This window comes from Neobacillus sp. KR4-4, assembly GCF_042136325.1.
Taxonomy (GTDB): domain Bacteria; phylum Bacillota; class Bacilli; order Bacillales; family Cytobacillaceae; genus Neobacillus.
In genome coordinates this window covers 28,266-52,850 of record NZ_JBHHJU010000027.1, presented here as the reverse complement: position 1 = coordinate 52,850, position 24,585 = coordinate 28,266, and the positions used below count along the sequence as shown (strand labels likewise).

General features: G+C 38.0%; 31 protein-coding genes. 14 read left to right on the top strand and 17 right to left on the bottom strand.

Annotated elements, in window-relative coordinates; translation table 11 throughout:
* Positions 1-83 precede the first annotated feature (83 nt).
* The gene (locus ACE198_RS22095; protein ID WP_375377055.1) at positions 84-749 is read left to right on the top strand and encodes a YhcN/YlaJ family sporulation lipoprotein; all 666 of its coding nucleotides are present in this window, start codon (positions 84-86) and stop codon (positions 747-749) included.
* 151 nt (positions 750-900) lie between these two features.
* Entirely contained in the window at positions 901-1,719 is an 819-nt protein-coding gene (locus tag ACE198_RS22090) for a GDSL-type esterase/lipase family protein (RefSeq protein WP_375377054.1), read from the top strand.
* Positions 1,720-1,765: 46 nt separating this feature from the next.
* On the opposite strand, the gene ACE198_RS22085 is transcribed toward ACE198_RS22090, so the two are convergent.
* The 4 genes from ACE198_RS22085 to ACE198_RS22070 all read right to left on the bottom strand — a co-directional run bounded on the left by ACE198_RS22085 (position 1,766) and on the right by ACE198_RS22070 (position 5,319).
* Complete coding sequence (locus ACE198_RS22085) at positions 1,766-2,746, bottom strand: glycerophosphodiester phosphodiesterase family protein (protein WP_375377053.1); 981 nt, start codon at positions 2,744-2,746, stop codon at positions 1,766-1,768.
* A gap of 158 nt (positions 2,747-2,904) precedes the next feature.
* On the bottom strand, positions 2,905-3,726 hold the full coding sequence (locus ACE198_RS22080) for a histidinol-phosphatase (protein ID WP_375377052.1): 822 nt from the start codon (positions 3,724-3,726) through the stop codon (positions 2,905-2,907).
* A 102-nt stretch (positions 3,727-3,828) separates the two neighbouring features.
* On the bottom strand, positions 3,829-4,389 hold the full coding sequence (locus ACE198_RS22075; protein ID WP_375377051.1) for a DUF2062 domain-containing protein: 561 nt from the start codon (positions 4,387-4,389) through the stop codon (positions 3,829-3,831).
* 129 nt (positions 4,390-4,518) lie between these two features.
* Complete coding sequence (locus ACE198_RS22070; RefSeq protein ID WP_375377050.1) at positions 4,519-5,319, bottom strand: HAD family hydrolase; 801 nt, start codon at positions 5,317-5,319, stop codon at positions 4,519-4,521.
* A 236-nt stretch (positions 5,320-5,555) separates the two neighbouring features.
* On the opposite strand from ACE198_RS22070, the gene ACE198_RS22065 reads away from it, so the two are divergent.
* Positions 5,556-6,821 carry an MFS transporter gene (locus tag ACE198_RS22065; protein WP_098575411.1) on the top strand — a complete coding sequence of 422 codons (1,266 nt, stop codon included), beginning with the start codon at positions 5,556-5,558 and terminating at the stop codon, positions 6,819-6,821.
* A 49-nt stretch (positions 6,822-6,870) separates the two neighbouring features.
* Here ACE198_RS22065 and ACE198_RS22060 read toward each other — a convergent pair whose 3' ends face one another.
* Positions 6,871-7,386: a hypothetical protein gene (locus ACE198_RS22060; protein WP_375377049.1), complete on the bottom strand. Its 516-nt coding sequence runs from the start codon at positions 7,384-7,386 to the stop codon at positions 6,871-6,873.
* A gap of 160 nt (positions 7,387-7,546) precedes the next feature.
* Between ACE198_RS22060 and ACE198_RS22055 the strand changes: the two genes are divergently transcribed.
* The 4 genes from ACE198_RS22055 to ACE198_RS22040 all read left to right on the top strand — a co-directional run bounded on the left by ACE198_RS22055 (position 7,547) and on the right by ACE198_RS22040 (position 10,205).
* Positions 7,547-8,641, top strand: coding sequence for an AbrB family transcriptional regulator (locus tag ACE198_RS22055; protein WP_375377048.1), 1,095 nt, complete (start codon positions 7,547-7,549; stop codon positions 8,639-8,641).
* A 72-nt stretch (positions 8,642-8,713) separates the two neighbouring features.
* The gene (locus ACE198_RS22050) at positions 8,714-9,451 is read left to right on the top strand and encodes a metallophosphoesterase family protein (RefSeq protein ID WP_375377047.1); all 738 of its coding nucleotides are present in this window, start codon (positions 8,714-8,716) and stop codon (positions 9,449-9,451) included.
* A 183-nt stretch (positions 9,452-9,634) separates the two neighbouring features.
* On the top strand, positions 9,635-9,952 hold the full coding sequence (locus ACE198_RS22045; RefSeq protein WP_375377046.1) for a hypothetical protein: 318 nt from the start codon (positions 9,635-9,637) through the stop codon (positions 9,950-9,952).
* A gap of 34 nt (positions 9,953-9,986) precedes the next feature.
* Positions 9,987-10,205 (top strand): hypothetical protein, encoded by a 219-nt coding sequence (locus ACE198_RS22040; RefSeq protein ID WP_375377045.1) that lies wholly within the window; start codon positions 9,987-9,989, stop codon positions 10,203-10,205.
* Positions 10,206-10,283: 78 nt separating this feature from the next.
* Here ACE198_RS22040 and ACE198_RS22035 read toward each other — a convergent pair whose 3' ends face one another.
* Complete coding sequence (locus ACE198_RS22035) at positions 10,284-10,610, bottom strand: antibiotic biosynthesis monooxygenase family protein (protein WP_375377044.1); 327 nt, start codon at positions 10,608-10,610, stop codon at positions 10,284-10,286.
* Between the two features lie 207 nt (positions 10,611-10,817).
* On the opposite strand from ACE198_RS22035, the gene ACE198_RS22030 reads away from it, so the two are divergent.
* Positions 10,818-11,036: a hypothetical protein gene (locus ACE198_RS22030; RefSeq protein ID WP_375377043.1), complete on the top strand. Its 219-nt coding sequence runs from the start codon at positions 10,818-10,820 to the stop codon at positions 11,034-11,036.
* Between the two features lie 238 nt (positions 11,037-11,274).
* Here ACE198_RS22030 and ACE198_RS22025 read toward each other — a convergent pair whose 3' ends face one another.
* Positions 11,275-11,538, bottom strand: coding sequence for a hypothetical protein (locus ACE198_RS22025; RefSeq protein WP_375377042.1), 264 nt, complete (start codon positions 11,536-11,538; stop codon positions 11,275-11,277).
* Positions 11,539-11,855: 317 nt separating this feature from the next.
* On the opposite strand from ACE198_RS22025, the gene ACE198_RS22020 reads away from it, so the two are divergent.
* Positions 11,856-12,176 (top strand): BC1872 family protein, encoded by a 321-nt coding sequence (locus ACE198_RS22020; RefSeq protein WP_375377041.1) that lies wholly within the window; start codon positions 11,856-11,858, stop codon positions 12,174-12,176.
* Between the two features lie 114 nt (positions 12,177-12,290).
* On the opposite strand, the gene ACE198_RS22015 is transcribed toward ACE198_RS22020, so the two are convergent.
* The 3 genes from ACE198_RS22015 to ACE198_RS22005 all read right to left on the bottom strand — a co-directional run bounded on the left by ACE198_RS22015 (position 12,291) and on the right by ACE198_RS22005 (position 14,180).
* Positions 12,291-12,746: a GNAT family N-acetyltransferase gene (locus ACE198_RS22015; RefSeq protein ID WP_375377040.1), complete on the bottom strand. Its 456-nt coding sequence runs from the start codon at positions 12,744-12,746 to the stop codon at positions 12,291-12,293.
* A 105-nt stretch (positions 12,747-12,851) separates the two neighbouring features.
* Positions 12,852-13,433 (bottom strand): ATP-dependent Clp endopeptidase proteolytic subunit ClpP, encoded by a 582-nt coding sequence (gene clpP, locus ACE198_RS22010; RefSeq protein ID WP_166260093.1) that lies wholly within the window; start codon positions 13,431-13,433, stop codon positions 12,852-12,854.
* A gap of 27 nt (positions 13,434-13,460) precedes the next feature.
* Complete coding sequence (locus ACE198_RS22005) at positions 13,461-14,180, bottom strand: sigma-70 family RNA polymerase sigma factor (RefSeq protein ID WP_375377039.1); 720 nt, start codon at positions 14,178-14,180, stop codon at positions 13,461-13,463.
* A 769-nt stretch (positions 14,181-14,949) separates the two neighbouring features.
* On the opposite strand from ACE198_RS22005, the gene ACE198_RS22000 reads away from it, so the two are divergent.
* The 3 genes from ACE198_RS22000 (at position 14,950) to ACE198_RS21990 (ending at position 16,034) form a co-directional block, all read left to right on the top strand.
* Positions 14,950-15,366: a DUF6220 domain-containing protein gene (locus ACE198_RS22000; RefSeq protein ID WP_251461523.1), complete on the top strand. Its 417-nt coding sequence runs from the start codon at positions 14,950-14,952 to the stop codon at positions 15,364-15,366.
* A 144-nt stretch (positions 15,367-15,510) separates the two neighbouring features.
* Entirely contained in the window at positions 15,511-15,708 is a 198-nt protein-coding gene (locus ACE198_RS21995) for a hypothetical protein (RefSeq protein WP_098575398.1), read from the top strand.
* Between the two features lie 137 nt (positions 15,709-15,845).
* Positions 15,846-16,034, top strand: coding sequence for a hypothetical protein (locus ACE198_RS21990; RefSeq protein WP_251461525.1), 189 nt, complete (start codon positions 15,846-15,848; stop codon positions 16,032-16,034).
* Positions 16,035-16,073: 39 nt separating this feature from the next.
* Here ACE198_RS21990 and ACE198_RS21985 read toward each other — a convergent pair whose 3' ends face one another.
* Entirely contained in the window at positions 16,074-17,444 is a 1,371-nt protein-coding gene (locus ACE198_RS21985) for an MATE family efflux transporter (protein WP_098575397.1), read from the bottom strand.
* 197 nt (positions 17,445-17,641) lie between these two features.
* On the opposite strand from ACE198_RS21985, the gene ACE198_RS21980 reads away from it, so the two are divergent.
* Positions 17,642-17,800, top strand: a complete 159-nt coding sequence (locus ACE198_RS21980) for a hypothetical protein (RefSeq protein WP_375377038.1) — start codon at positions 17,642-17,644, stop codon at positions 17,798-17,800.
* Positions 17,801-17,893: 93 nt separating this feature from the next.
* On the opposite strand, the gene ACE198_RS21975 is transcribed toward ACE198_RS21980, so the two are convergent.
* From ACE198_RS21975 to ACE198_RS21965, 3 genes are all read right to left on the bottom strand, one after another.
* Positions 17,894-19,372, bottom strand: a complete 1,479-nt coding sequence (locus ACE198_RS21975) for a SulP family inorganic anion transporter (protein ID WP_375377037.1) — start codon at positions 19,370-19,372, stop codon at positions 17,894-17,896.
* A 267-nt stretch (positions 19,373-19,639) separates the two neighbouring features.
* A complete protein-coding gene (locus ACE198_RS21970) occupies positions 19,640-20,479 on the bottom strand; it encodes a hypothetical protein (protein WP_098575396.1) in 840 nt (279 codons plus the stop codon).
* Between the two features lie 159 nt (positions 20,480-20,638).
* Positions 20,639-20,839: a cold-shock protein gene (locus ACE198_RS21965; RefSeq protein ID WP_026567057.1), complete on the bottom strand. Its 201-nt coding sequence runs from the start codon at positions 20,837-20,839 to the stop codon at positions 20,639-20,641.
* 441 nt (positions 20,840-21,280) lie between these two features.
* On the opposite strand from ACE198_RS21965, the gene ACE198_RS21960 reads away from it, so the two are divergent.
* Positions 21,281-22,015, top strand: a complete 735-nt coding sequence (locus tag ACE198_RS21960; protein ID WP_098575395.1) for a protein-glutamine gamma-glutamyltransferase — start codon at positions 21,281-21,283, stop codon at positions 22,013-22,015.
* A gap of 53 nt (positions 22,016-22,068) precedes the next feature.
* Here ACE198_RS21960 and ACE198_RS21955 read toward each other — a convergent pair whose 3' ends face one another.
* From ACE198_RS21955 to ACE198_RS21945, 3 genes are read right to left on the bottom strand one after another with little or no spacing between them, the layout of a single operon-like run.
* Entirely contained in the window at positions 22,069-23,064 is a 996-nt protein-coding gene (locus ACE198_RS21955) for an ABC transporter substrate-binding protein (protein ID WP_375377036.1), read from the bottom strand.
* 17 nt (positions 23,065-23,081) lie between these two features.
* Positions 23,082-23,855, bottom strand: a complete 774-nt coding sequence (locus ACE198_RS21950) for an ABC transporter permease (protein WP_375377035.1) — start codon at positions 23,853-23,855, stop codon at positions 23,082-23,084.
* A complete protein-coding gene (locus tag ACE198_RS21945) occupies positions 23,845-24,579 on the bottom strand; it encodes an ABC transporter ATP-binding protein (protein ID WP_375377034.1) in 735 nt (244 codons plus the stop codon). Before ACE198_RS21945 ends, ACE198_RS21950 begins: the two co-directional genes overlap by 11 nt.
* Positions 24,580-24,585: the final 6 nt, after the last annotated feature.

Genomic DNA, 24,585 nt, shown 5'->3' with positions numbered 1-24,585 from the left:
AATTTCCCTGCATTTCCCCTCGAATACATTCACTTAAACAGGTCACGATAAGTTTGTAAGACTTTTTTAAGGGAGTGACTTTTGTGGTGAGAAAAAGCTGGATGACTTTTGTTTTAGCAACGACCCTATTGGGTTTAACAGGCTGTGCAAATGACAATGATAATGCGGCCAATAATAATACCAACGATTTAGGTTTCAATAATGTTAGAAACAATGCTATTAATGGTGTGAATGTAAGGAATGTCGCTAACCAAAATTTACGTGTTTCGGCCCGTGCGACTCGAAACGTGGAGAGCTTAAAGGAAGTTGTTCAAGCAAATGTGATCATTCGCAACAATGATGCATATGTAGCTGTTCGATTAAAGGGGACTCAAAATGGGACTCGTGCACGTGGCGGCACAACGGGGACTGGTCCAAATATGAATGCCACTTATGGAAATGGCTATAATTCAGGTACGACAGGTACCAATGGCTCTGCCAATTTGCATGCTACAACAGGTAATATCAACAACGCTAATATTACTGGAACCAGAGGAACAAGAACAAATGCACGCGGAATCAATACACTAGATCAAAAAATCATAAACCAAGTTCGTGCAGCTGACCGCAGTATCGACAATGTTTACATTTCTTACGATACCGATACTTTCGGTCAAATGACGAACTATTCGAATGATATTCGGACTGGAACAAACAGAAACGACCTTTGGGACGACTTTTCAAATTTCGTAAACAGGATGTTTAGATAATTTGATGTGATTGGTCATCATCACCTGGATGATGACCTTTTTCTTTGGTTTTCAAAAGAGATTTGACATTATCCTCCTTTTTATTGGAAATCACATTCTACTTTCTTCACTTGATATTCTGATATAATAGAATATTCAAGGAGTGGATGGTATGAAACTAGTAAAATATCTTTTTGTTTGTATATTGCTCATTGGACTTAGTATTTCTGCGTGGATTTATTATCCGCAGTATCAAATACATCAGATGAAAAAACATTCGGTTGTGGTGAGCAAAAGCTCTAACCAAACCTCCTATCTTAATTATTATCGTAATGCAAAAATGGCTCAAATTCATCATTTGGCCATTGGCGATTCTATCGTTCGCGGAGTCGGTGCACCAAAGGAGAAGAATTTTGTCAGTCTATTTTCTAGCAAATTGGCAGCACAAACTTCCAAAAGAATTGTCACACAAAACGAAGGAATCAATGGAATTACCAGTAGTGAATTAAACAGCCTGGTTCAGGAAGGTCGATTTGATGAATCGATCAAGCAGTCTGATATTGTCACGATTAATGTAGGCGGCAATGATATTCTACAACTGGCAAAGGGTCAAAATTTTCGTTCGGTGATTCAAGGCTACGACCAATTAAAGACCAATTTCTCGAAAAATCTAACAGATATTACGGCGAAAATAACCATGCTTAACCCAAACGCCACGATTATTTTTTTAGAATTATACAATCCATTATCACCTGATGACCAATTGTATCCATTGGCAGATAAAATGCTCCCGAAGTGGAATATTAATATATATGAAGCTGCAAACAAAGTCCCCGGGTCAATCGTCATCGAGACAACGAAGGTCATAAATGGGGCACATCTGCAGAATCTTTCTCCTGATGGTGTCCATCCAAACCTGGCTGGGTATACCGCCATTTCAGAGCAAATGATGGATCAATTTAAACATCAATTTAGAAAAAGTTCAGTATAAAACCGAAGGAAGACTCATTTCCTTCGGTTTATTGTGTTAACATAGACTATTGCCCTGCTTTAACTAACGGGGCAATTCTATCAATCCGATTCGTCCATATGCCTCCAGTAAAGTGATCTGGAAGTCGTTTTAGATCTTCCGCTGAATCAAATCCTTCAGACCACCCTCCATCACCTGCGACCACTATGACTCTGGTATTTACTTCATCCATCCGATTTAAGAATTTATTCGGCCAGCCCCATAAAAGTGGTGCATATTTTTCTGGAACATGTAATTGTGTGTTCTTACACGCTGATGGGATATAACCTGTCCATCCCACTCCTAAATATGGGATCAAACAGCTTTTTAGTGTAGCCATAGACATCACTCGTAGTTCTGGAAGCTCTTGTTTTAATGCAGCAATTGGTTGATCATCACCATACACAGTAAGCTGATCAAGACGTTTATCCGCTAGTTTCGATAGAAATCCAGCAAGCATCGACCCCTCTTTTGGATCCGCATTTTTAATATGTATCAGAAAGGGTTGATCAGGGAATTGGGTCATCACTTCGTCAAGTGAAGGCATTAAGCCCACACCTTTTCCCCGAAACGGAAAAGTCTTACCATTATCAGCTGTATATCCGTAACCAATATCTAGCTTTTTTAATTCTGCCATCGTGTAGTCTTTGGTAGACCCTTTCACATTTGTGCGGCACTCAAGGGTTCCGTCATGGAACACGGCAAATTGACCATCTTTTGTTGGTTTTATATCTAATTCGACTAGATCAGCACCGTCATCAAAGGCAGCCTTCATCGAGGAAAGCGTGTTTTCTAAGTAGGGATGCTCTGGTTTATAAATGCGCTCCGCTGTACATGTATCCCACTCGATCCCTTTCATAGTGAAAGTTTGGCCAAGCCCGCGATGTGCCAGCAAGAATGGCTCACCCTTACGATCCTTCGTTAATAAAGAGCTATTATTAAAGAACATAAATACAATTAATAAAATCAAAAATAGTCCGAGTCTTTTTAATCGTTTTTTGAATTTCATTTTTTTCCTCCATTGCAAACATTAAGGTTCCCCCTTATTCATCATAATGGAAAGCAAAATTCTAGACAATTTTGAGCAACAAAAAAACACCCGCCACAATTCATTTTTCTAAATGAATGTGAAGGGCGTTTTATTGAATAAATCAAACGACCGGCCGTCTAAATCCTGACAATCATTCTCTCTTTGTTCTTAAAATAAACCCATTCCTTGAACCCAATTTCCTTGAGACGCTGCTGAACTAGATCAAAATCGTCCCCAACTCGATGCGGATCATGGGCATCGGATCCAAAGGTTACTTTCACACCATAGTGTAGAGCCATTTCGAGAATATCGTCCGACGGATACCAGCCGCCAACGTCCTTGGTTTTTCCAGAGGTGTTGATTTCAATTGCAATATCATTTTCTCCAATCACTTTTAGGGTATGTTCAACCGCAGCTGTCTGAATGGAAGAAAAAGCAGGATAAAATCCTTTCATGGCATCAATATGGCCGAGGATTTGAAACAGACCACTTCGTGCGGATTGCTCAATCAGCGAGTAGTAATTTTCTTTCGACTTGATCCTTTCTTTTTCTGTTAAGCCGTTCCATCGCTTTTTATTAAAAATACTTACTCCGTCCACATAGTGAACAGATCCAATGATGTAGTCAAAAGGATACGGCTCAAAACAGGAGCGGTAAATCTCAACGGACTCAGGAAAGAAATCAGACTCTACCCCAAGCAGCACGTCGATTTTCTCTCTATACATTTGTTTCAATTGAAGGACTTCATTAATATATTCGGGAAATGCGCTTTTTGCCATGGCGATGTTGGGATGGAGTTGATCCTCCTCACTGCTGAAGTATGGAGAATGATCAGCGATACCGATCACATTTAATCCTCTTTCAATGGCGGCTTCGATATAATCTTGTATTTTTCCGCGCGCATGACCGCACCGCTCATGATGGGTATGTAAATCAAATTTCGAATGTAAAATTTCCACAATTTTCACCTCAACTATTAATATGTACATTCTCCAGAAAAGATTAGTCCAAATTAAAAAAGAAAACCCCTTCCATTGAAGACGTTTTCCTAGCAACACTACTTAAATATAGTTCTGATTGATTGAATTAAGAAGAACTTCCCGTTTATCTTTTCTTCTTTTTTGCCTTTTGGCTTTTTCCTTTTCATAAAAATGATACACAATAAAATAAGAACAAATACCAAGAATTAACCCAAATATGGACATTCCTATTAACGTATGAATTCCTCCATGAAGGATACTTACAAGCGTATGAAAATCGCCATGGATTAATTTTTTAAACGAAAATGAGGAATGGTTCCCGAAATGAACCTTCATTGGAAATAGAAATTTCCCTAATGTTTTTGCAAAAGGTAATAGAATAACCGGGAGCAGTGTTAATTTTCCGATCACATTTCCAATAATCGATGCAGGTAATGAACCTTTCGCTAAACGGACAATTGGAACAAATAATATATAGATAAGTGATCCTGTTGACAGAACCAACATTTCTAAGCCAAGGCCAAGTGCAAATCCTAAGGATACTTTTTTGGCTCCACCAGGAGACCTGAGCAGTTTAATTATATTTAACTTAAAAGCACGTCCAAAACGTTGAAAAAAATTATACTTTTGTTTAATGCTCATGTAGGTATCTCCTTACTAAGATAGATAAGTTTATTATACTCTAAATCAGCCATAACTACTATTCTAACAAATTAACTTTTTAAACAAATAAAGAGTGGCTCCCGAAAGGAAACCACTCTACTTCAATGTTTAGGCTTGAACCTCTTTATTTAAATAAATTGACAGTATTTCTTTGACAGAATTCCTTCCCCTATTTAATGCAGTATTATATGCTTGTTCTCTGATAAACTCCGGCAAATGTACAAGTGATTTTAATTGAGCGTAAGTCCCGCTTGGTTCGATTTCGATATCGACAATATTATAGCTCCACTCGATCTCAGCAGGTATATGGATCGCATTGATTCCCAGTTCAAGCGCCGGTTTGATGTCCGTTTTGAGTGAATTTCCAATCATCCAAGTACACTTTTTATCTGTGTTGATATTATTTAGAATCTGCTGCAGTGAATCGGTGTTTTTATGTTCAAATATAAAGATTCTGTCCTCAAAGTAATCCGTTAACCTCAATTGAGTAATCTTTCTCCTTTGATTGGCTTCATCCCCTCCTGTAAATAATAACAATTGATGTCCTTCAGCTAGTAAGGTATCCAGGATTTCATACATATATGGAAACGGTTTTACCTTTCGTTGAAAAACACTTTGACCAATTTTTTGAATTTGATTAATTTCAGCCCCCTTCAGTCTTCTTCCAAATCTTAGGCAAAAATACCGATAGGTTGCCACTAAGGATTGCGTATATAAGGATGAATGCAGGCCGTTTTTTTCCACGCCTTTTATGTCAATTTCAGATTGCTTTTCGAGAATTTCTTGCTTTGATACCGATGTAAACCATTTCTTCATCACATTTGCAAATCTGTTTCTCGATTCTACAAAATATTTATTGCAATGAATTAAGGTGTCATCTAAATCCAATATTAAGGTTTGTTGATTCATGAACCAATTCCCCCTTTAATAATGGTGTAAACTAAGTATATGAGTTTACATCATTTTCATGATAAAATGAGCCTTTCCTAATTAAAGTTAGTGCGTTAGTATTGTAGGACTTTTTTACTACCAAATTAATAATATCAATATAATAGTAGCACTAAACAAAGTCAGTACCTTAAAAGACAAAAATCCAAATTTATGTAGTATAATAAAAAAATTATAGCTAACAGGAGTAGAGATCATTGGAAAAACAAAATAGCAAGTATCGATGGGTCGTTTTTGTGTCAGTCTTATTAACGTATTTATTAATTGTGAGTCAACGAACGGCTCCTGGATTGATTTCCGACCAATTAATGAAAGATTTTAACATAACCGCTTCTACGATTGGATTATTGGCAAGTATTCAATTCTTTGCGTATGCTGGCTTACAAATTCCGGTAGGGATCTTGTCCGATCGATTTGGTCCAAATTTCTTTCTAGTTATTGGGGCACTGCTTACAGGGATAGGTACATTAATTTATAGTACGGCCTCACATGAAGTCGTATTTCTTTTGGCTAGATTTTTGGTAGGTATGGGTGATGCGGCGATATGGGTTAATTTAGTTTTAATCCTCAGTCAATGGTTTAAAGTAAGAGAATTTGTAGGATTACTGGGTGTCGCGGGAATGGCTGGAAGTTTTGGCTTTTTGTTAGCGACCGTGCCCCTTTCGTCATGGATAACGCTATCCGGATGGCGCGTACCTTTTTTAACAGCAGGAATAATGTTGGTTCTTTGCAGCGTTCTTCTATATATCGTGCTTATTAAAAAACCTAAGAAAATGACGTGGAAAAGTACTGCTAGTAATAAGCCTAAGAAACCTCGTGAAAAAACACTGGTTTTATTACGCCGCATTTTTACCACCCGTCAGGCATGGGCCGCCTTCTTTTGTCACTTTGGTGCTGTTGGTACGTATGTAGGATTTATTGGTTCTTGGGCTGTCCCTTATGGGATGCATGTTTATGGGTTGTCTCGTTCAGATTCAAGTCAGCTGATTATGATCGGTCTCATCGGAGCAATTATTGGTGCTCCGTTAACTGGCTGGATTTCTAGCCGCTTAGACTCCATTAAACGAATCTATATTGTTGTTCACTGTATTATTGCTTTATCCTGGGTGTCATTTTTAATCATGAACGGAAAGCCGCCTCTCCTGATGCTTACGATTATTTTCTTTGTTATTGGATATGGAAACGGGGCTAGTGCCTTAACCTTTGCGATTGTCAGAAAATCTTTTGATATCAAAGAGGTCGGAGTGGTTTCTGGTTTTGCCAATATGGGTGGATTTTTAAGCGCAGTTCTATTACCAAGTATTTTCGGGAAAGTATTAGACCATTTCCATTCATCTGCAATCAGTGTCGGCTACCATTATGGTTTTATCATCCCTGCACTTTTCTCCCTTCTAGGGTTATTGGGTGGATTAATTATCATTGAAAAACGAAAAGAAGTCGTTCACCAGACACAATTAAATTAACGAACGAAAAAACTAGGAAACAGTACGTGATTTTCCTAGTTTTTTTCATTCATTCGATTGAATAATCCATGACCCATTCGGTGTTTGGCAAGTAGTTTATCAGGAAATGGCGGCCTTCCACACTGTTTTTGATTGGATAACGTGGATTTGGAGCAATGCTTAGTCGTTTATTATTGATGATAACCGTAATCGTTCCTTCTATTTGACCTTTGGATGTAGCTTTCTCATAAACAATTTTGGAAGGAATCCCTTCTATTTTTGCGTAATTTTTTTTAATGTATGCTGGTGAATCCGCCCAAAAAGAAGAAGCACTATATAAGGCTACAGCACCAAGTCCAAGAATACCTAAACGATAAATCCAAACAACTGATGAACCAATAATGGGTAATTTTTGCACCCTGTTAAAACCTTTCCAGTCGTTTTTTATTTTTAAACTATATAAAATAAAGGATAAACCCGCGCCTGTTAAACCAATCGTGACAAACGGGAAGATATTCGTATAGATTCCTAGTGGGACGAATAAGAAGAAGGTAATACCGAGTCCAAATATAACTGGTGCTTTCATATATTCCTCTCCTTTTAAGAATATATTGGATAACTTCTCCATTATTATGTGTAGATTAACCCTAAATTACTTAAGTTTAGATATAATTTCCACATCATGATAAAATTATTTTTGGGACGTAACAAGTAAACATTTTATTTAGACAGAAGGGTCTTCTTTGATGAAATTTACTATTGACGATAAAAGGCTTCGTTTTTGTGTAACATTGGTAACCGCATTAATTGGAGGGGCTTTATTTTCCATAATCCATTCACCGATTCCATGGCTCCTTGGACCAATGACCGCATTATTAATTGGCTCTCGGTTCGGAAAAGTTCAGTTTTACTGGCCAAGGATGATTCGAGATACCGGCTTAGTTATAGTTGGATATTCCATCGGCCTCTCGTTTTCAAAAGAAGCACTGCTGGAAATTGTGGCAAAACTGCCTTCTATGTTGCTGATGACGGTATTGCTCGTTTGTTGTTGTGCTGGAATCGCTTTTGTCGTATCCAAACTGTCTGGAGTCGATTATCCGACCGTCTTGATTGGCAGTATTCCTGGCGGGCTTTCTCAAATGATAATATTTGCAGAAGAATTAAAAGGAATTAACATAACAACCGTGACGTTTCTCCAAGTTGCTCGATTGATAATGATCATTTTCTTTGTTCCCTTTCTTATCTTTGGACCGCTGTTTAATAATACTTCCAACACAGTTCCTAACATAGTTACTGGTGGTGCTGTCTCCACTGGGCCCTTTTTTCCAACCATTATTTGGTTTGGGTTGATTTGTGTGGTTTGTGCATTACTTGCTAGAAAACTTCACTTTCCTACCCCGTATTTATTAGGGCCAATAATAGGAACAGCCATCTTCAATTTAATTGGGGCACATGGGCCATCGTTACCCCCATCCTTGCTGGATGCCTCCCAATTATTTATTGGAGCTTACATTGGGCTATTATTAAAACCCGAGAAACTCGAACATAAAACAAAAATTATTTCACTTGCACTCATAAGTGGGATGGTTATGATTCTTGTCTCCATTGGGTTAAGTATGCTGCTCGTTAGTTTTTATCATATTAGCCATGCCACTAGTTTTTTAGCCCTAGCTCCTGGGGGCATGGATCAGATGGGAATTCTCGCGCATGTCATCCATGCCGATTTATCCATGGTGACGGGCTATCAAATCTTTCGCCTCCTTTTTATTTACTTTGTCGTTCCTCCCATTCTTAGGTGGATTTTTAAAGTCGGGATAGGAAAGACCGTAAATACTCCTTAGATACATAGTTTCAATTAATTGTATTTTTTTGGATACAAGTAGTTAAACTATATGAAAAACGGAGATAAAAAAATGGAACATAAAATAGCTATCATTACAGATATTCATGGGAATTATTCAGCCTTAAAAGCGGTTTTGGATGATATTGATAAGGATCAAACGACGGAACATATTTATTGTTTAGGGGATTTGATTGGGATTGGGTATGAGACAAACGAGGTTCTTCGGCTCTTGACTTCACGTACTGATATTTCGTTTGTCATGGGAAACCACGATGAAGCGATTCTGGATATCATTGCTGGTAGAGAACCCTATAGCAGAGGGAAAGAGAAAGTCCATCATAAATGGATTGCTGCTCACATTGACAAGGAGTTTATTCCGTTTTTAGATGAGATTCCTGTGACTTTAGATGCGGTATACAATGATAAGAGATTGTTTTTTGTTCATTACCATTTAAGTGACCAACAGGTGTTTATCCCCTTAGATAAGGAACCAACCGAAGCAAAGCTTGATGAACATTACCGTACATCTACTGCCGATATCGTTTGTTTTGGACACCATCACGTGATCCACCACTTTAAATCCAACGGCCGACTATATCTCAATCCAAGCTCGTTGGGCTGCAATTATCAGCCATTAGCAGCCTATGCTGTGCTTATAATAGGTAATCAAGGAGAAGTTTCCGTTGCTTTTAGAGAAGTACCTTATGACAATAAAGAGTTCTTACTGGGTTATAAAAGACTGAATGTCCCTGATGGAGAATATATTTTGAAGGGTTTTTTTGGGGATCAGCATTTGAAATATATGTAAAAAAGGTAAAATAAGCTTCTGCCTAGCGCTGAAGCTTATTACTTTTCAGTGACCTGTCTTATTCTCACTAATTACATTTCGTTTGGGCTTGAATTTCTATATAGATCTAAAGACCTAAGGAAAATAGGAGGATTTACTTTCCCAGCTTATCTCTTAAAATACATAGAAGGAGGTTGAGATTCAATGTTTAAAAGAGTAATCATCCTTTTGGTGCTCTCATCAATATTATTAGCTTTAGTATTAGTAAGAAATCATACTTCAGCTCCTGTTAATGATTCAATATCTAAAAACGAAGTTTCATCTAAATACACTACAGTAGAATATAAGATTACTAAAATTAAAGGGAATCAATATTATGGAAAAAGTGAGGACGGAACAGATATAATTTTTTCTTCTAAGAACATCCTTTCAGGTGAAAAGATACAAATTCATGAGGTCGTTATATGTTATTTCGATAAGAATAATTTAGGCAACGGGTTAGTCAAAGTCGAAAAGAAATAATATCTACATATTAATTAAAGAAAGGGTAATTAGTTTGAAAGAATATACAGTATGTTATACATTTGATCACGAGATAATTATTGAAAAATTGATTAAAGAATCTAATGTCAAAAAAGAAGATGTTGAACAAGAAGTCGTTGAAAAGCTGAATCAAAACAAATACCATATCATAAAGAATGACCAAGGCACGTTTAAGATTGATTCATCTTTAGTCCGTTTTGTAAGGATTATAGATGTGAAGATATTGGTCTAATAAAAAACTAAGTTTCACCTGCCTCGATGGCAGATGAAACTTATTAAATTAACTTTAACTCATTTACATAAATGAAATTTACATTTCGAAAAAGCTATGTCTCTCAACACGGCATACTCTGAGAGAAAAGTTTTTATACCATTCCCTTCTTCCTTTTCCTTGTGCGACCTTATGGGCAGTATTTTCCTTCCATTCTTTGATGGATTCTAAGGTATCCCAATAGGAAACCGTAATTCCTAACTGCTCATCCCTCGCACTCTCTACACCTAGGAATCCTTTTTGCTGTGAAGCTAACTCTACCATTTTGTCCGCCATTCTTCCATACCCCCTATCCCCTTCTGTGCGCTGTGAAGCAAAAATAACGGCGTAGTATGGTGGTTCTGGTGTATTTGCAATCCCACTCATATAAATTCCCCCAATCTGTTTAATACTTACCTAAATTCATAGTTATCCTATTGTCTATTTATAGATGCATGTTGATTTTCCATACTCAACCCATACGGGTACTCGTTTCAAATATTTTTTATTTTGTAATGTGCTCATCATCTAACTCATATATTTTATATGAGCATTTTTATGAATCACATACCAAAAGAAATAGGTGAGACCAACATGTACGCTGTTCATTTTATTGAAAACAATAATGTTTTATTAACTCAGCTGCTTCAACGTGTTCCAACCGAAGGTGAAGAGTTAAAAATTAAAGGGCGTAAAGCAACGGTATCCAGTGTTAAAAATGTAGATGAACTACATGTTCATGTTCAAGTTATCTTAGAGGTCGTTAAGAAGAGTAAATTTGTTGTCGATAATTCCAAAAAGAAAAAACGATAAAGATGAATATAGAACGTACATGTTAGATTTAATATCTAATATGTGCGTTCTTTTTATGAACACATTTTCTTAGTATGGTCAGCCGTGTTATGTATCACACAAGCTTCAATATTCGGAAATCCTGCCTAAATTCATTAGAAATATACCCTTAAAAAAATGCTTTGCATAAGCTATATAGAATTTATGATAAAGTAGGTGAAATGAATGACTCACGGTCATGGTCAATCACAATCTCAATTTATGCCTTGGGAGCAGTGGCATCACCAACATCCTCATGGAACTTGGCAACAATGGCACCAACAACATCCATATATGCCTTGGCAACAGTGGCATCACCAATATCCTCATGGTACTCACCATCAATGGCACCAACAACATCCTTGGGTGCCTTGGCAGCAGTGGCATCATCAACATCCACATGGTACATGGCAGCAATGGCACCAAATGTACCCGCATCGAGAAAAGTAATAAAGGACCGAATCCTTGGAGGTGAACTGACCACCTCTTTTTTTATTTTATTGTGTAAAAAAAATCGATTAGTTGATAGATTACGACACCAATTAATATAAGTAGGCGCATTTTACTGATTTGAATCTTTGTTAGAAGTTTCCATTAAATACCCCCTCTACTATCCAAATTATAACATTAATCATCAAATATAATGCCCAAATAAGCAATCCTCAATAGTAAAATATTTTTTAAAAATTCGAATAAATAGTAGTAAAATCAATTATTGTGTTATACAATATAATTACAATTTAAAATCTGTTACATAACAGAAAAATCAAAATTAAAAATGGGAGAGAAGGGGTAACTGATATGAACAAAACTGATTCAATTGCACGTAGAATTCTGGGATGGAAGTTAAATCGATGGGATCGTTGGTATGATTATGATAAAGCTATGTTCATTCATGAATCTGATTTTCAACCTGAGCATAACCTAGACCATGCCATGCTCATTGTTGACAGATTAAAGGATTATGGCTATACATTTACATCTAATGGAGAATCTGAGGCTAGCTTCAATGATATCCATGCCACCGGTAAAACCCTTTCACAAGCCATTACGAATGCTGCCTACGCCATCATTGAAAATAATGTGGAAGATCGCTCGACATTTTGGGCCCAATTATGCTAGTTGATAAAAAAGGAGTTGATTACCTGCTAATGTCAGGAAATCAACTCCTTTTTCTATTTATTTTTTAATAACTGCTTTCAATTCATGATCCATAATTGGTTCCTGGCAACATCCTCATAATTCCATTGTCATATATACGCTATTGGGGTCCTCGGTATAATCCGAAAACGGTTGACAAGGGTGGAACCCGAACCTGGCATAGAGCCTCCTGGCAGGCTCAAAAGCATCCATTGAACCCGTTTCTAAACTTAGTCTGTTGTATCCGCGCTTTTTTGCTTCTTCAACAATATGTTGGAGCATCTGTTTAGCTACTCCTTTTCTTAGGTGCAAGGATGAAGTTCGCATTGATTTGATTTCCGCATGTTTGGTATCAAGTTCTTTTAAAGCCCCGCACCCAAGTAATTCCTTCCCTTCCCATGCACTCCAAAAAGTAATCTCCGGTTTTTGCAATTGATCAAGATTTAGGGCATGGATACTTTCCGGCGGTGAATTCTGTTTCATATTGTGAAGATGTTCACCTATCAATTTTGCAACATCTGTTCCGGTTAAATCATCGATTTTTATTTCCAAACAACATCCCCCTTAGGACCTTTTATTGGAAAATATTAACCTATTACCTGGGTTTTTGCTAGTAATAGTTCCGAATTTAGCGGAATTTTGAAACTAACTTCAAATTCATTTCGGATAGAGAATCTCATCAATAATCCCATATTCTTTCGCTTCCTCGGCACTCATAAAATAATCTCGATCTGTATCCTTTGCTACTTTTTCAAGCGGTTGGCCGGTCCGTTCTGAAATAATTTGATTGATGTGCTCTCTGAGCTTTAAGATTCTTCGTGCAGAAATTTCAATTTCCGTTGCCTGCCCTTTTGCCCCTCCTAATGGCTGATGGATCATAATTTCACTATTTGGCAAGGCATAACGTTTTCCTTTCTTACCTGCAAGAAGTAGCATCGCCCCGAAAGAAGCAGCCATTCCTGTACAAATCGTCCTCACATCTGGCTTAATATATTGCATCGTGTCAAAGATGGCGAAACCCGCAGTGGTTAAACCACCTGGGCTATTGATATACAGTGAAATTTCTTTATCCGGTGCATCTGCTGCTAAAAACAATAATTGGGCCACAACACTATTGGCCGTATGTTCATTTATTTCATCACCAATTATGATAATTCGATCCTTTAATAGTCTGGAGTATATGTCATATGAACGTTCCCCGCGATTCGATTGTTCAATTACGTATGGAATGGTACTCATTCCAATCCCTCCTTGAAAGCGATTTGGCTAAGCAGCCATACAGAGAGTGCTTGAAGGAGTGAAAGTATGTTTGGTACATATATTACCCGAAACAAGTTTAGGGGCTTCACTGGTAATTAATCGCGAACGAATCGATTGAATGAGGATGGTGGGATCTTGATTTTTCAATGCTACATAAAATAGATCTGATAGCCACTCCCTTTCTTCCTCATTCCAAAATAAATCCACTGAATGAAACTGCCTCTCTTCGTTTGCCTTTTCAAGCCGCTTTTTGGCGCGATGAAGATTGGCCTTCACTGCCATTTCTGTAGAATCTACTATCGCTGCAATTTCCTTCAATTGGTATTGAAACCCTTCTTTTAACAAAAAGATGATTGCTTGGTTGGGTGTGAAATTTCTGAGGAGTATTTCAACTGTTTCTGCGGTCGCATCCAATTGATGAAGTATAGCTTCATTCGCCAAATCGGGATCAGCCTCTATGGTTTCATTTTTTCTTTTTCGAAGCAGATCAATCCAATGATTATAGGCAATCTTGTTTAGTAAAGCTTTCGTCACCTTTTGCTGGCGGCCTTCATATTTTAGAGCCTTTATAAACGTCTCCTGTGCGATTTCGTCTCCGTCCCAACCATTTTGGGCGAGAAAATGACAATAGCGTCGAAGTTTTGGATAATTCTCCATCCAAAATTCCTCCGCAAACCCAATTTCTTGCTCTCCATCTATGCAGTCAATTTCTAGCTCGTGTGACATTGATTTCACTCCTTTTGCACTCTCTACCCTATAAACGTTTTAAGTTGGATGAAAAGATACGGGGGTAAAAAGTTTTTATTTAAAGTTACTTTATGTTTGTGCTTTCTAATATAAACTTGACCATTTTAGAAAGCAAAAGAAAATCATTCACCATCATTATCTAAATCCTAATGTGTTAAGTCTGGTGAGTAAGTCTCTGCTTTTGCTTGAGTGCCTTATTACCAATGGTTTTATTGACCGTTGGAGCGACAATTTCGGTGTAGTGGTAAATGGAGACTCTTTTCATTTACCGTTGAGGGTCTTTTCTCGTTGTAGCGGTAAATGGAGACCTCTTTCATTTACCGTTATGGATCTTTTTTCGCTGTAGCGGTAAATGGAGACTCTTCCATTAACCGTTGAGGGTCTTTTTTCGCTGTAGCGGTAAATGGAGACCTCTTTCATTAACCCTTATGGATCTTTTTTCGCTGTAGCGGTAAATGGAGACCTCTTTCATTAACCGTTATGGATCTTTTTTTCGCTGTAGCGGTAAATGGAGACTCTTCCATTAACAGTTAGTCGTCTTTTTACGTTGATTCGGTAAATAGGGGCTCAGAAAAATACTGTCAGCTTTCTTTACCTAGTACGAACTGGAACATCTTCATCCTTCCGGAGGATCAATCGTGCCTTTAGATAAGACCACAGACTTAGAATAATATACACCTCCGGTTCATATTGCCCCTATGAAAAACTTGTTAAACTAGAATTATTGGTTGGATAGGGGAAATAATAAATGGAGAAAAATGATACACCACAAAGATTTCGTGTAGGAAGGATTAGTTTTGCTTTATTATGCAGCCTGTTTGTCTGTTGTATTGTTGCACAGGTGTTCTTGGCAGGCTTAGCTGTTTTTGTGAATCCTAGCAATTGGGCATTCCATGAAGGATTCGTGCACTTATTTGAGGTTATTCCAATTTTAATGCTAGTGATGTCGTTTGTAGGCAAATTGCCGCGCTGGGCTATGTGGCAAAGTCATGCACTCTTTGGACTGATTTTCGTGATGTATTTCACGGCGAATATTATATCTATTTTACCTTGGGCAGCAGCTGCTCACCCTGTGATCGCTGTGATGTTGTTCTGGTTGTCGATCACTATGCATAAAAAAGCCTGGCGGATAACATTTAAACAAAAGCCTACTGAAAACGTTTAACTACCTTCTATTACTTAAGAGACACTAATTTCTATTTATAGTGTCTTTTTTATTTGAAAAAAATGGGGAAAAATAATGATGGACTATTTTTTGAAGCCTGTTATAATCCATATATGAAACTAATTTTAATTAAAGGTGGACATTATGGCGAACACTTGTAGATATGTTGTCAACGCACTTGGAAAAGGTGGAGAAACATATTATACGCTTTGTAAAGACAAGCAAGAATTACAAAAATGGATTAATACCAATCAAGAAAAACTAATTATGGAAGAATTAAAGATTACTGATAAAAATCAAACTTTCTTCTCTAAACTATTTAATCTAAAAAAACTATATTGATATTTTAACAGACGTCATTCTCCTTAAGAATGGCGTCATTATTTTGTAGATTAGTAGAATATCAAGTAGCTCCCCTATTTATGTTGGAATTTTTTGTGAATTTGACTATACTATATTTAATGTGGGGGTGCTATTTTGTGAGGGAAATTAGAAAGATTAATCAAAAACCAGGTTCAAATAATAATAAAAATGATGTTCGAGTAAACAATACGTTCCATTTAACTATTAACCTCGGTGATTCATTAAATTTATTTGCACTAGCCGGAGGTATTTTTTTCATTAGAAGATTAATCAAAAATCGTAGGGCAAAAAATAAAAAAATGTAATGGCAAGAACACCATTACATTTTTTTTCGTTTCAATTGGTCACACCTTACTACTAACTGCTTTGTTGACAAATTTCCGTTTTTGGATGTAGATAAGTCTAATGGAAAGGGCTATTCCTGCGGCGAGGAGGCCGAATGTTAGCCCGAGCCAGTAGCCTCTTGCTCCCAGCCCCGTGTAATGGGCAAGCAGGTATCCTGCCGGAAGACAGATTAACCAATAAGCGATTAATGTCATAATAAAGGCTAGGTTGACATCTTTATAGCCTCTTAAGGCTGCTTGTGCCGTAGCCTGAATCGCATCACAAATTTGAAAAAACAACGCAAAGATTAAGAAATTAGCCGTTAAATTAATTACTTCGGTTTCATTCGAATAAAAACCTGCTACTTGATATCGGAAAACCACGACAAATAAACCGGTGACAACCGCAATCAAGATCGCTAAATAAATCCCCAGCCAACTGTATTGTTTCGCATCTTTATAGCGACGAGCCCCTACCTCATATCCAACAAGAACCGTTTGTGCTGTCGAAATACTAATTGGTATCATATACAAAAAGGAAACGATATTTAAGGCTGATTGATAGGCAGCAATCGTGGTGACATTAAACTTACTTAATAGAATCGTAACCACTGCGAACATGCTTGTTTCAAAGAACGTTGAAAGGCCCATTGGCACGCCGATCTTTAGTATCTCCTTACATTTATCCCACGAAAATTCTTTGAAATCGGCAAATATCGGGTACGATGAGAAAGGTTCTTTGGTTCTGACGATAAACACAGTCATTACCATAATCCCCCAGTACGTTATTGAGGTTGCATAACCTGCCCCCGCCCCACCAAGGTCTGGGAAGCCTAAGTTTCCAAAAATGAGCACATAATTTAAAAAGAAATTCAATGGCAGCGACAAAAGCATGATGATCATGATGACTCGTGTTTTGCCAAGGGCATAGATAAATGATCGTAGTACATTAAAAATAAATAATGGCAGAATTCCATAGCTAAGTCCGATTAGGTAATGAAAAGCAGTATCTCGAACACCAGCATTTAGATTCATTTTGTCTAAAATAGGGTCTAACAAAAAAAATCCAAAGAGGATAACTACTAGCGCAATCAATATTGAAAGATAAATTCCATGCTTCACAACGGATGCAACTTCATGGCTCTTTTTTTCCCCAAAGCGTTGGGCGGCAATGGGTGAAACAGCAAGAAGAATCCCGCTTATCCCAGTAAAAATGGGACTCCAAATGGAGGAGCCAATCGCGACTCCAGCTAACGCCGTAGAGTTGTACTTCCCCGACATAATTGTATTAAAAAACACCATCGAAAACATGCCAAGCTGTGTAATTAAGATTGGAATTAACAAGATACATATTTGCTTTGTTTTTTCCTTTAAGGTAAAGGTTTGCTTCATATATAGATTCTCCTTGAAAAATAAAAATCCGAACCTTCATTATACTCTATATTGGATGAATATTCCTCATTTTATTTGGAGAGCCATTAAAGAGACCATGTTATAAAAACACATTCAGAATGTTCCTATTTTTTTAAATAAAATGAGGGTGGATGTAAAAAATAAGAAGGTTACACCAAAAACTGAGGAGGTTTTGTATGCAACAGGATCAACAAACAAAAGAGAATTTAGGTTCCATTATGCAACCCGAATTTGCAGGAACGGATGTACAAAAAGTGAAACAAGAAATTCAAAAAGATGTAAGCCAAGGAAAAGGTGCCATGACATCCCGTGAGGCAGGAGCAATGCGCGATTAAAAGAACATATCCTTTATCGAAAAAAAAAGGGAATGCCGTTGCAATTCCCTTTTTACACTTACACCTAGAAATAATTAAATGAAGTCAATTTATTTAATGACCAACCACTTTTCCAAGTCCACCCGGCTTGTTGTGCACGGCGAGTCTATCAATTAATTTATTGCTTTCAGCATTTAAGCCTACTAAATTTACAATTACTCCATGTTGATGGTACTTTAACACAACTTTATCAATTGCACCCACAGCAGAGTCATCCCAAAGATGGGCGTTGGAAAGGTCGAGGTCAATTTCACTAACGTTTTCTTTATAATCAAAACTGTTAACAAAGTCAGTTACAGAAGCAAAGAAAAGTTGACCTGACACCTGATATATTTTTTTAGTCGAGCCCTTTGGTGAAAGACCTGTCACTCTTACTTTAGAGATCTTGGAAGCAAAAAATATGGCGCTTAAAATAATTCCTGCTAAAACCCCTTTAGACAAGTCATGAGTTTCTATAACGATAATAACCGTCACAATCATAACAATAGTATCCGTAATGGGGACCTTTTTGAATGACTTTAAGCAGGACCAATCAAAGGTTCCAATCGACACCATGATCATAACACCCACTAGTGCAGCCATCGGAATTTGGATGAGGAATTCTCTTAATGAAACAATCAAGATTAACAAAAACGCACCAGCGACAAAAGTGGATAATCTCCCCCTCCCGCCTGATCTAACATTTATGCCAGACTGTCCGATCATTGCACAGCCGGCCATACCGCCAAAAAATGCGGAAACAATATTGGCAATCCCTTGTCCAACGGCTTCTTTATTCTTGTCACTCTCGGTATCTGTCAAATCGTCGACAATCGTTGCCGTCAGTAGTGATTCCACAAGTCCAACAATGGCGATTGATAATGAATAAGGAAAAATAATCTGTAGTGTTTCAAAGTTAAAGGGAATATCAGGAATTAAAAATACAGGTAATTGCGATGTTAATTTCCCCATATCCCCGACTGTACGAACATCACTGCCTGAAAAAACAGCAATCGCTGTAATTACAATAATCGCAACCAATGGCGAAGGGACGGCTTTCGTAAAGCGGGGTAAAATATAAATAATTGCAAGCGAACCTGCAACCATGGCATACATTTGCCATGATTCCCCCACGAAATGAGGTAATTGTGCCGCAAAAATCAGAATCGCCAGGGCATTAACAAAGCCAGTCATGACGGACCGCGGGACAAATTTCATTAATCGCCCCAGCTTTAAAGTCCCCATGATGATTTGGATGACACCAGTTAGAATCGTTGCTGCCAATAAATATTGCAACCCGTGATCTTTCACTAGATTCACCATTAATAAGGCGGTGGCACCTGTTGCAGCTGAAATCATCCCTGGTCTTCCGCCTACAAATGCGATAGTTATCGCGATACAAATTGATGCGTATAGCCCAACCATAGGGTCAACACCAGCAATGATCGAAAATGAAATCGCTTCTGGAACCAGCGCAAGTGCGACAACAATACCTGCTAATAGATCGCCTTTGATATTTCCAAACCATGAATATTTAATTTTACTTAAATTCAAACTTTGCACCTCTCCCTTTGTTTATCTATATTTATTTCTTCAGTATTAACACAACTATTTTCACACACTTGTTTAGATGACTTTCAACTCTCATGAAAGTCGGGTCCGTTGTCAACAGAACATAGTATATAGGAATGTGAACAATTTGTGAAATCCGATGTAATCGTTACCATTTACCTTTTTCGATCCTTTTTATCATTTTCATTTGGATTTCGTCCCAACTTCAAAAAGAAGGAAAATAAAAATAGGACCTCTAGGAAGAGCGTCCTATTTCTTTACGATTTTCGACGGATTATTGACTTTATACAAAACAGGAACATCCACTAAGAATTCTTCTTCCACATCTTTCCCTTTTCCAAGTTTCTTGGCAGCCACCTTCCCATCAAATTCAAGCTCATCACCGATAGCCAGTTCAAACTTTTTGAGTGTCTTGCTATGGCTGCACCAGGCTAATCCGACTTCAAGAGGATTTTCTTCTGAGACGACCTGTACATTTTCAAGGACGACCACCTCATCATTTTCTTCATTAAATGGATTGTAAACGAGTGCGAACTGTTTGACGCTAGCCGTAAAATGCACCTTATCAACCGGGAGATCAAGTTTAGGAGCCTTTGCTTTCTTCGGTTTTGGTTCCTTCGCTTTTGCTGCTTTTGGTGCCGCTTCCCGTTTAACAGGTTTTTCTGCCGCTGTAGATGTATCTTCTGTCATGACCTCACCAAGTATATTCACCTCAGCTGGTGAACCATCTTTGTCAGGCGTTTCTTTTTCATCAAAAGTTAATAAGCTTTCTTTTCCAAAGCTTGATTGCTGCATTTCTTTTAAATAAGCGGGGTGGATACATGTAAGATTTCCGTCTTGGAACTCAATCACTAGGGTGTTAATGTCCATTGCATTTCCATAAGTTTCGTAACCCTTAATAGTCACCAGGCGCTGATAATTTCGATCCTTGTACCAGAATTCTTTTTTCGCTTCGCGCGCAGAGGATAATCCCCATTCCTTCAATTTCTCTTTATAATGGTCGTTGTCACGAAACGATTCATAGTCACCTTTTGGTGGAATATACTTTGTTAATTCAGATTGCTCCAATTGAGGCCGCTGGATGATCATCCTGCCACTTCCTTCCGTTATGTACTTAGATTCATTATATTTTAAAGTATTACAATAAAAAAGGGAAAAGGGCTTTTCGACCTCTTCTCCCCATCTTTTTTAAGAAATTAAAAAAAGGCTCTACATGAGAGCCTTTTCCGTACATTTATGTGGTTTAGATTAAGCTTTACGTACGTTAGTAGCTTGTGGTCCACGTTGGCCTTGTTCTACTTCAAACGTAACTGATTGACCTTCGTCTAAAGATTTGAAACCTTCGCCTTGGATAGCAGAGAAGTGTACGAATACGTCGTCTCCAGCTTCGCGCTCGATGAATCCAAAACCTTTTTCTGCATTAAACCATTTAACTTTACCTTGTTCCATTTGTTGTATCCTCCTGCTGTGTGCTGCGCACACAATAAAATTACTACCCTTGTTCAAATCTTCCAGACAAAAAGCAGTTACGCCTTTTATTCCTTACCGACCAACAAAAATAATTCTCCCTTACTATAACAGAAGGTTGTACACAATGCAAATGCATTCAAGGAAATTATTATTTCTATTGTAAAATTTTGTAGGTAATTTGCCCTAACCCTTTGTCCTTGTGGTGCCAAAAATTTGAATTAAACGTTCAATTTTCCTAGAAAAATCAGTCTAAAAATTATTTTAATATAAGTAAAAACATTAAAGACAGATGCGTACATATAATAATTTTTAAAAAATTGCATCCAAACTAAATCAATTGTTTCAATTGTTGTAAACATTAGGGTGATAGTTTCATACTTTTAAGAAGGAGTTGGTGTAGAAGGAATGAGGTGAATAGAAATGATTAAAATTAATCAGGAAACGATTCACGTGGACGATCTCAGTAACATCCTTACAACAAAAGAACAGAAAGACATCATTACTAGAATGGACAAATCCAAAGAAATTTTTCAGTACCAGTCAATTAGTCAATTGGAATTTGTGCTGCTGTTTCGAACAAATACGCTAAAGGCCGCACGGGACCTTAATAATAGTAAGGTACAGTTTACGACCTTTGAATATGCCTTTTGCAATAAAAAGTATTGGACTCGATTAAATAATGGCGGTTTCCTCATAAAGCCAAATGTAAGCCCCACGGAAGCCCTTCTTGATGTCTTAAAGAATGGAAAGCTTTATGCGTTTGATTGTTCAACAGGAATTGCGATTGTCTTATATCTTGCTGCCCTTTATACCATTGGAAGCAGAAGGTTTAACCTCCTTTTTGACGGCCTTCTCTTATTGGATTGGCAATTTGATAACGATTTAAGGCTTACCCAAAAATATGGGGATGATTTCATCCCCGGTGATATCGTGCATTTTAATAATCCAGACGTCAATCCCAATGAATCCCATTGGCGTGCCGAAAATGTGATTTTCATGGCTGAAGACCAATACTATGGCCATGGAGTCGGGATTAAAAAGGCTGATACCATCATTTCCTTCCTAAATAAAAAAAGAAAGCCCAACGCTCGGATCCCTGCCTATCTCATGAACCTTATTACTAGACCCGTTTTGTCTAACATATATCAATCATAATAAGACCGCTGCCATAAAGCAGCGGTCAGTCTTTTGCTTAATAAAATGCCAAATCAATAGTTTACAAAAGCATCCTCTGCTTTGACGGTTTCTTTGATGACTTTGTTGTCTTTTAGCCACTGGGCTGTTTTCTCCCATGTTTGCGGGTCTTGGTAGCCAAATGGTTTTTCTTTGGCGTCCATTAGCGGGAGGAGGATTTCTAAACTCTTTGTTTCGACATCCTTCTCTAGTGGTGATGTTTTATCTTCATGGTTCATTAAGGTCGTTAGACCGTCTTCAGGATGATCTTGAACGTATTTTTGCCCCTTGGTGATTGCAGCCATAAACTTTTTAAACACCTCTGGCTTGTCTTTTAATCCCTTCTCACTTGCGACCAATACTAATTCATAATAATCTGGCACACCGTAATCAGCAGGATTTAAGGTACGCATTGGATGGCCTTCTTTTTCTAACAATAATTTCTCATGGTTAATATAGCCGCCGATTAGGGCATCCGTTTTTTTCGTCGCCATCGCAGGAATAAGATCCCAGCCAACATCCACCATTTTTACCTTTTTATCATCTCCACCATCGGCTTTCACCATCGTTCCTACGATCGCTTCATCCAACGGAATGGATGGATAGCCAATCGTTTTCCCCGCTAAATCTTTAGGGGATTGAACCGGCCCATCCGCAGGCACCATAAGTTGATTTAGCGGGTGACGGACAATCGCACCAAATGATTGAACAGGGATGTCCTCACTGCGTGCCACGAGCACCTGTGGTTGATAGCTCATCGCCATGTCGATTTGATTAGCTGCTACTAGTTTAAGCGGATCATTGGTATCTGCTGGCATTTGGATATCAACATCTAATCCTTGTTCTTTAAAATAGCCCTTCTCCTCAGCAACAAATAGAAACGAATGAACCGCATTTGGATACCAATCCAGCATTAAGCTTACTTTTTGAAGCTTATCTTTCGAACTGCCACTTTTTTCGGCTGTTTCTTTCCCGCAAGCACTTAATATAAGTAACAATAGACTTACCAGAATCAAAAAACTCTTTTTCATCTTTACGTTCTTCCTTTCTAGTTGTAACGATTTTTATTTTTTAATACCTGTTTTTCCAATAAACCAATTAATAAAAATAACAAGATTCCCAACATCGATAAAAGGAATATTGATGCAAAAACGGAATCTGCCTGTAAGTTACCAGACATTCTCCGGCTAAAATATCCTAAACCTTCACTTGCACCCAGCCATTCACCAATCGTCGCTCCGACGACACAATAAACGACAGACAACTTCAAGCCTGAAAAAATCGCGGGCAACGCCATTGGCAGTTGAATTTTTTTAAAAATGGTCCAGCGGCTCGCTCCCATCGTTAACAATAATTCACGATATTCATTTCCACCTGTTTTCAAGCCATCATACGTACTCACGACGATTGGAAAAAAAGCCGTTAAAATGGTCACGGCAATTTTGCTCCAAATCGAATAACCAAACCACATAATAAAAATCGGTGAAATAGCAATAAGCGGCACCGTCTGTGAGATCACAAGGAACGGATAAAGGACTTTTTCTATTGACCGGGAAAAATGCATTGCAACCCCAAGTATCAATCCAGCGATAACGGAGAGCCCAAAACCAATCAAAACTTCTTTGAGGGTAGCGGGCAAATGCTCTTCGAACAACAGCTGTTTGTTTTCTAGCAAAGCCCCCCAAATGGCTGAAGGAGCAGGCATAATAAATGACGGAATCATGGCCTGCCTTACTGCCCATTCCCATCCGCTGATAAGCAGAAGGACCACCAACAAAAACAAACCGTACTCTTCTGTCCATTTTTTCAAGCTAGCTTTCATTGTGAATCAGCATCTCCAGTTCTTTTCTCATCGTTAAAAACTCAGATTGATAGATTAGCTGTGAACTTCTTGGCCTCGGCAGATTGACTTTAAGTTCTTTGATTCCCGTATCTTGCAGCACATACACTCTGTCGCTTAATAAAATCGCTTCCTCAAGATCATGGGTAATAAACAAGACCGTCTTTTGTAATTCCCCCCACAGTCCTAATAACCATTTGTGCATCTTTCGTTTTGTCATCGAATCAAGAGCACCAAAGGGTTCGTCTAATAATAGAAGTTCCTTTCCCGTCATCAGCGTTCTTAAAAAAGCAACACGCTGCTTCATTCCCCCTGATAGCTCGGATGGATAGGAACTTTCATATTCTGCTAAACCAAACCGCGCTAACCACTCTTTTATTTCTGGCAATCTCGCTTGTTTACGCTCCTTTGTAACCTCAAGTGGTAATAACACGTTCTCTAAAACGGTTTTCCATGGTAACAACAAATCCTTTTGCGGCATGTACCCAACTCTTCCTAATCTCTTACCGGTCTTTTGACCATCAAACAGAATGTCCCCCTGATTTGGCTCCAGTAAACCAGTTACCAATTTGAAAAGAGTGCTTTTACCTGATCCGCTGGTACCAATAACGGAAACAAATTCTCCTCGCCTCACATCAAGGGTAAGTCCTTGAAAAATGGGCTTTTCTTTTTCAAAAGAATAAGAGAGGCCTTGAATGGATAACATCGTCGA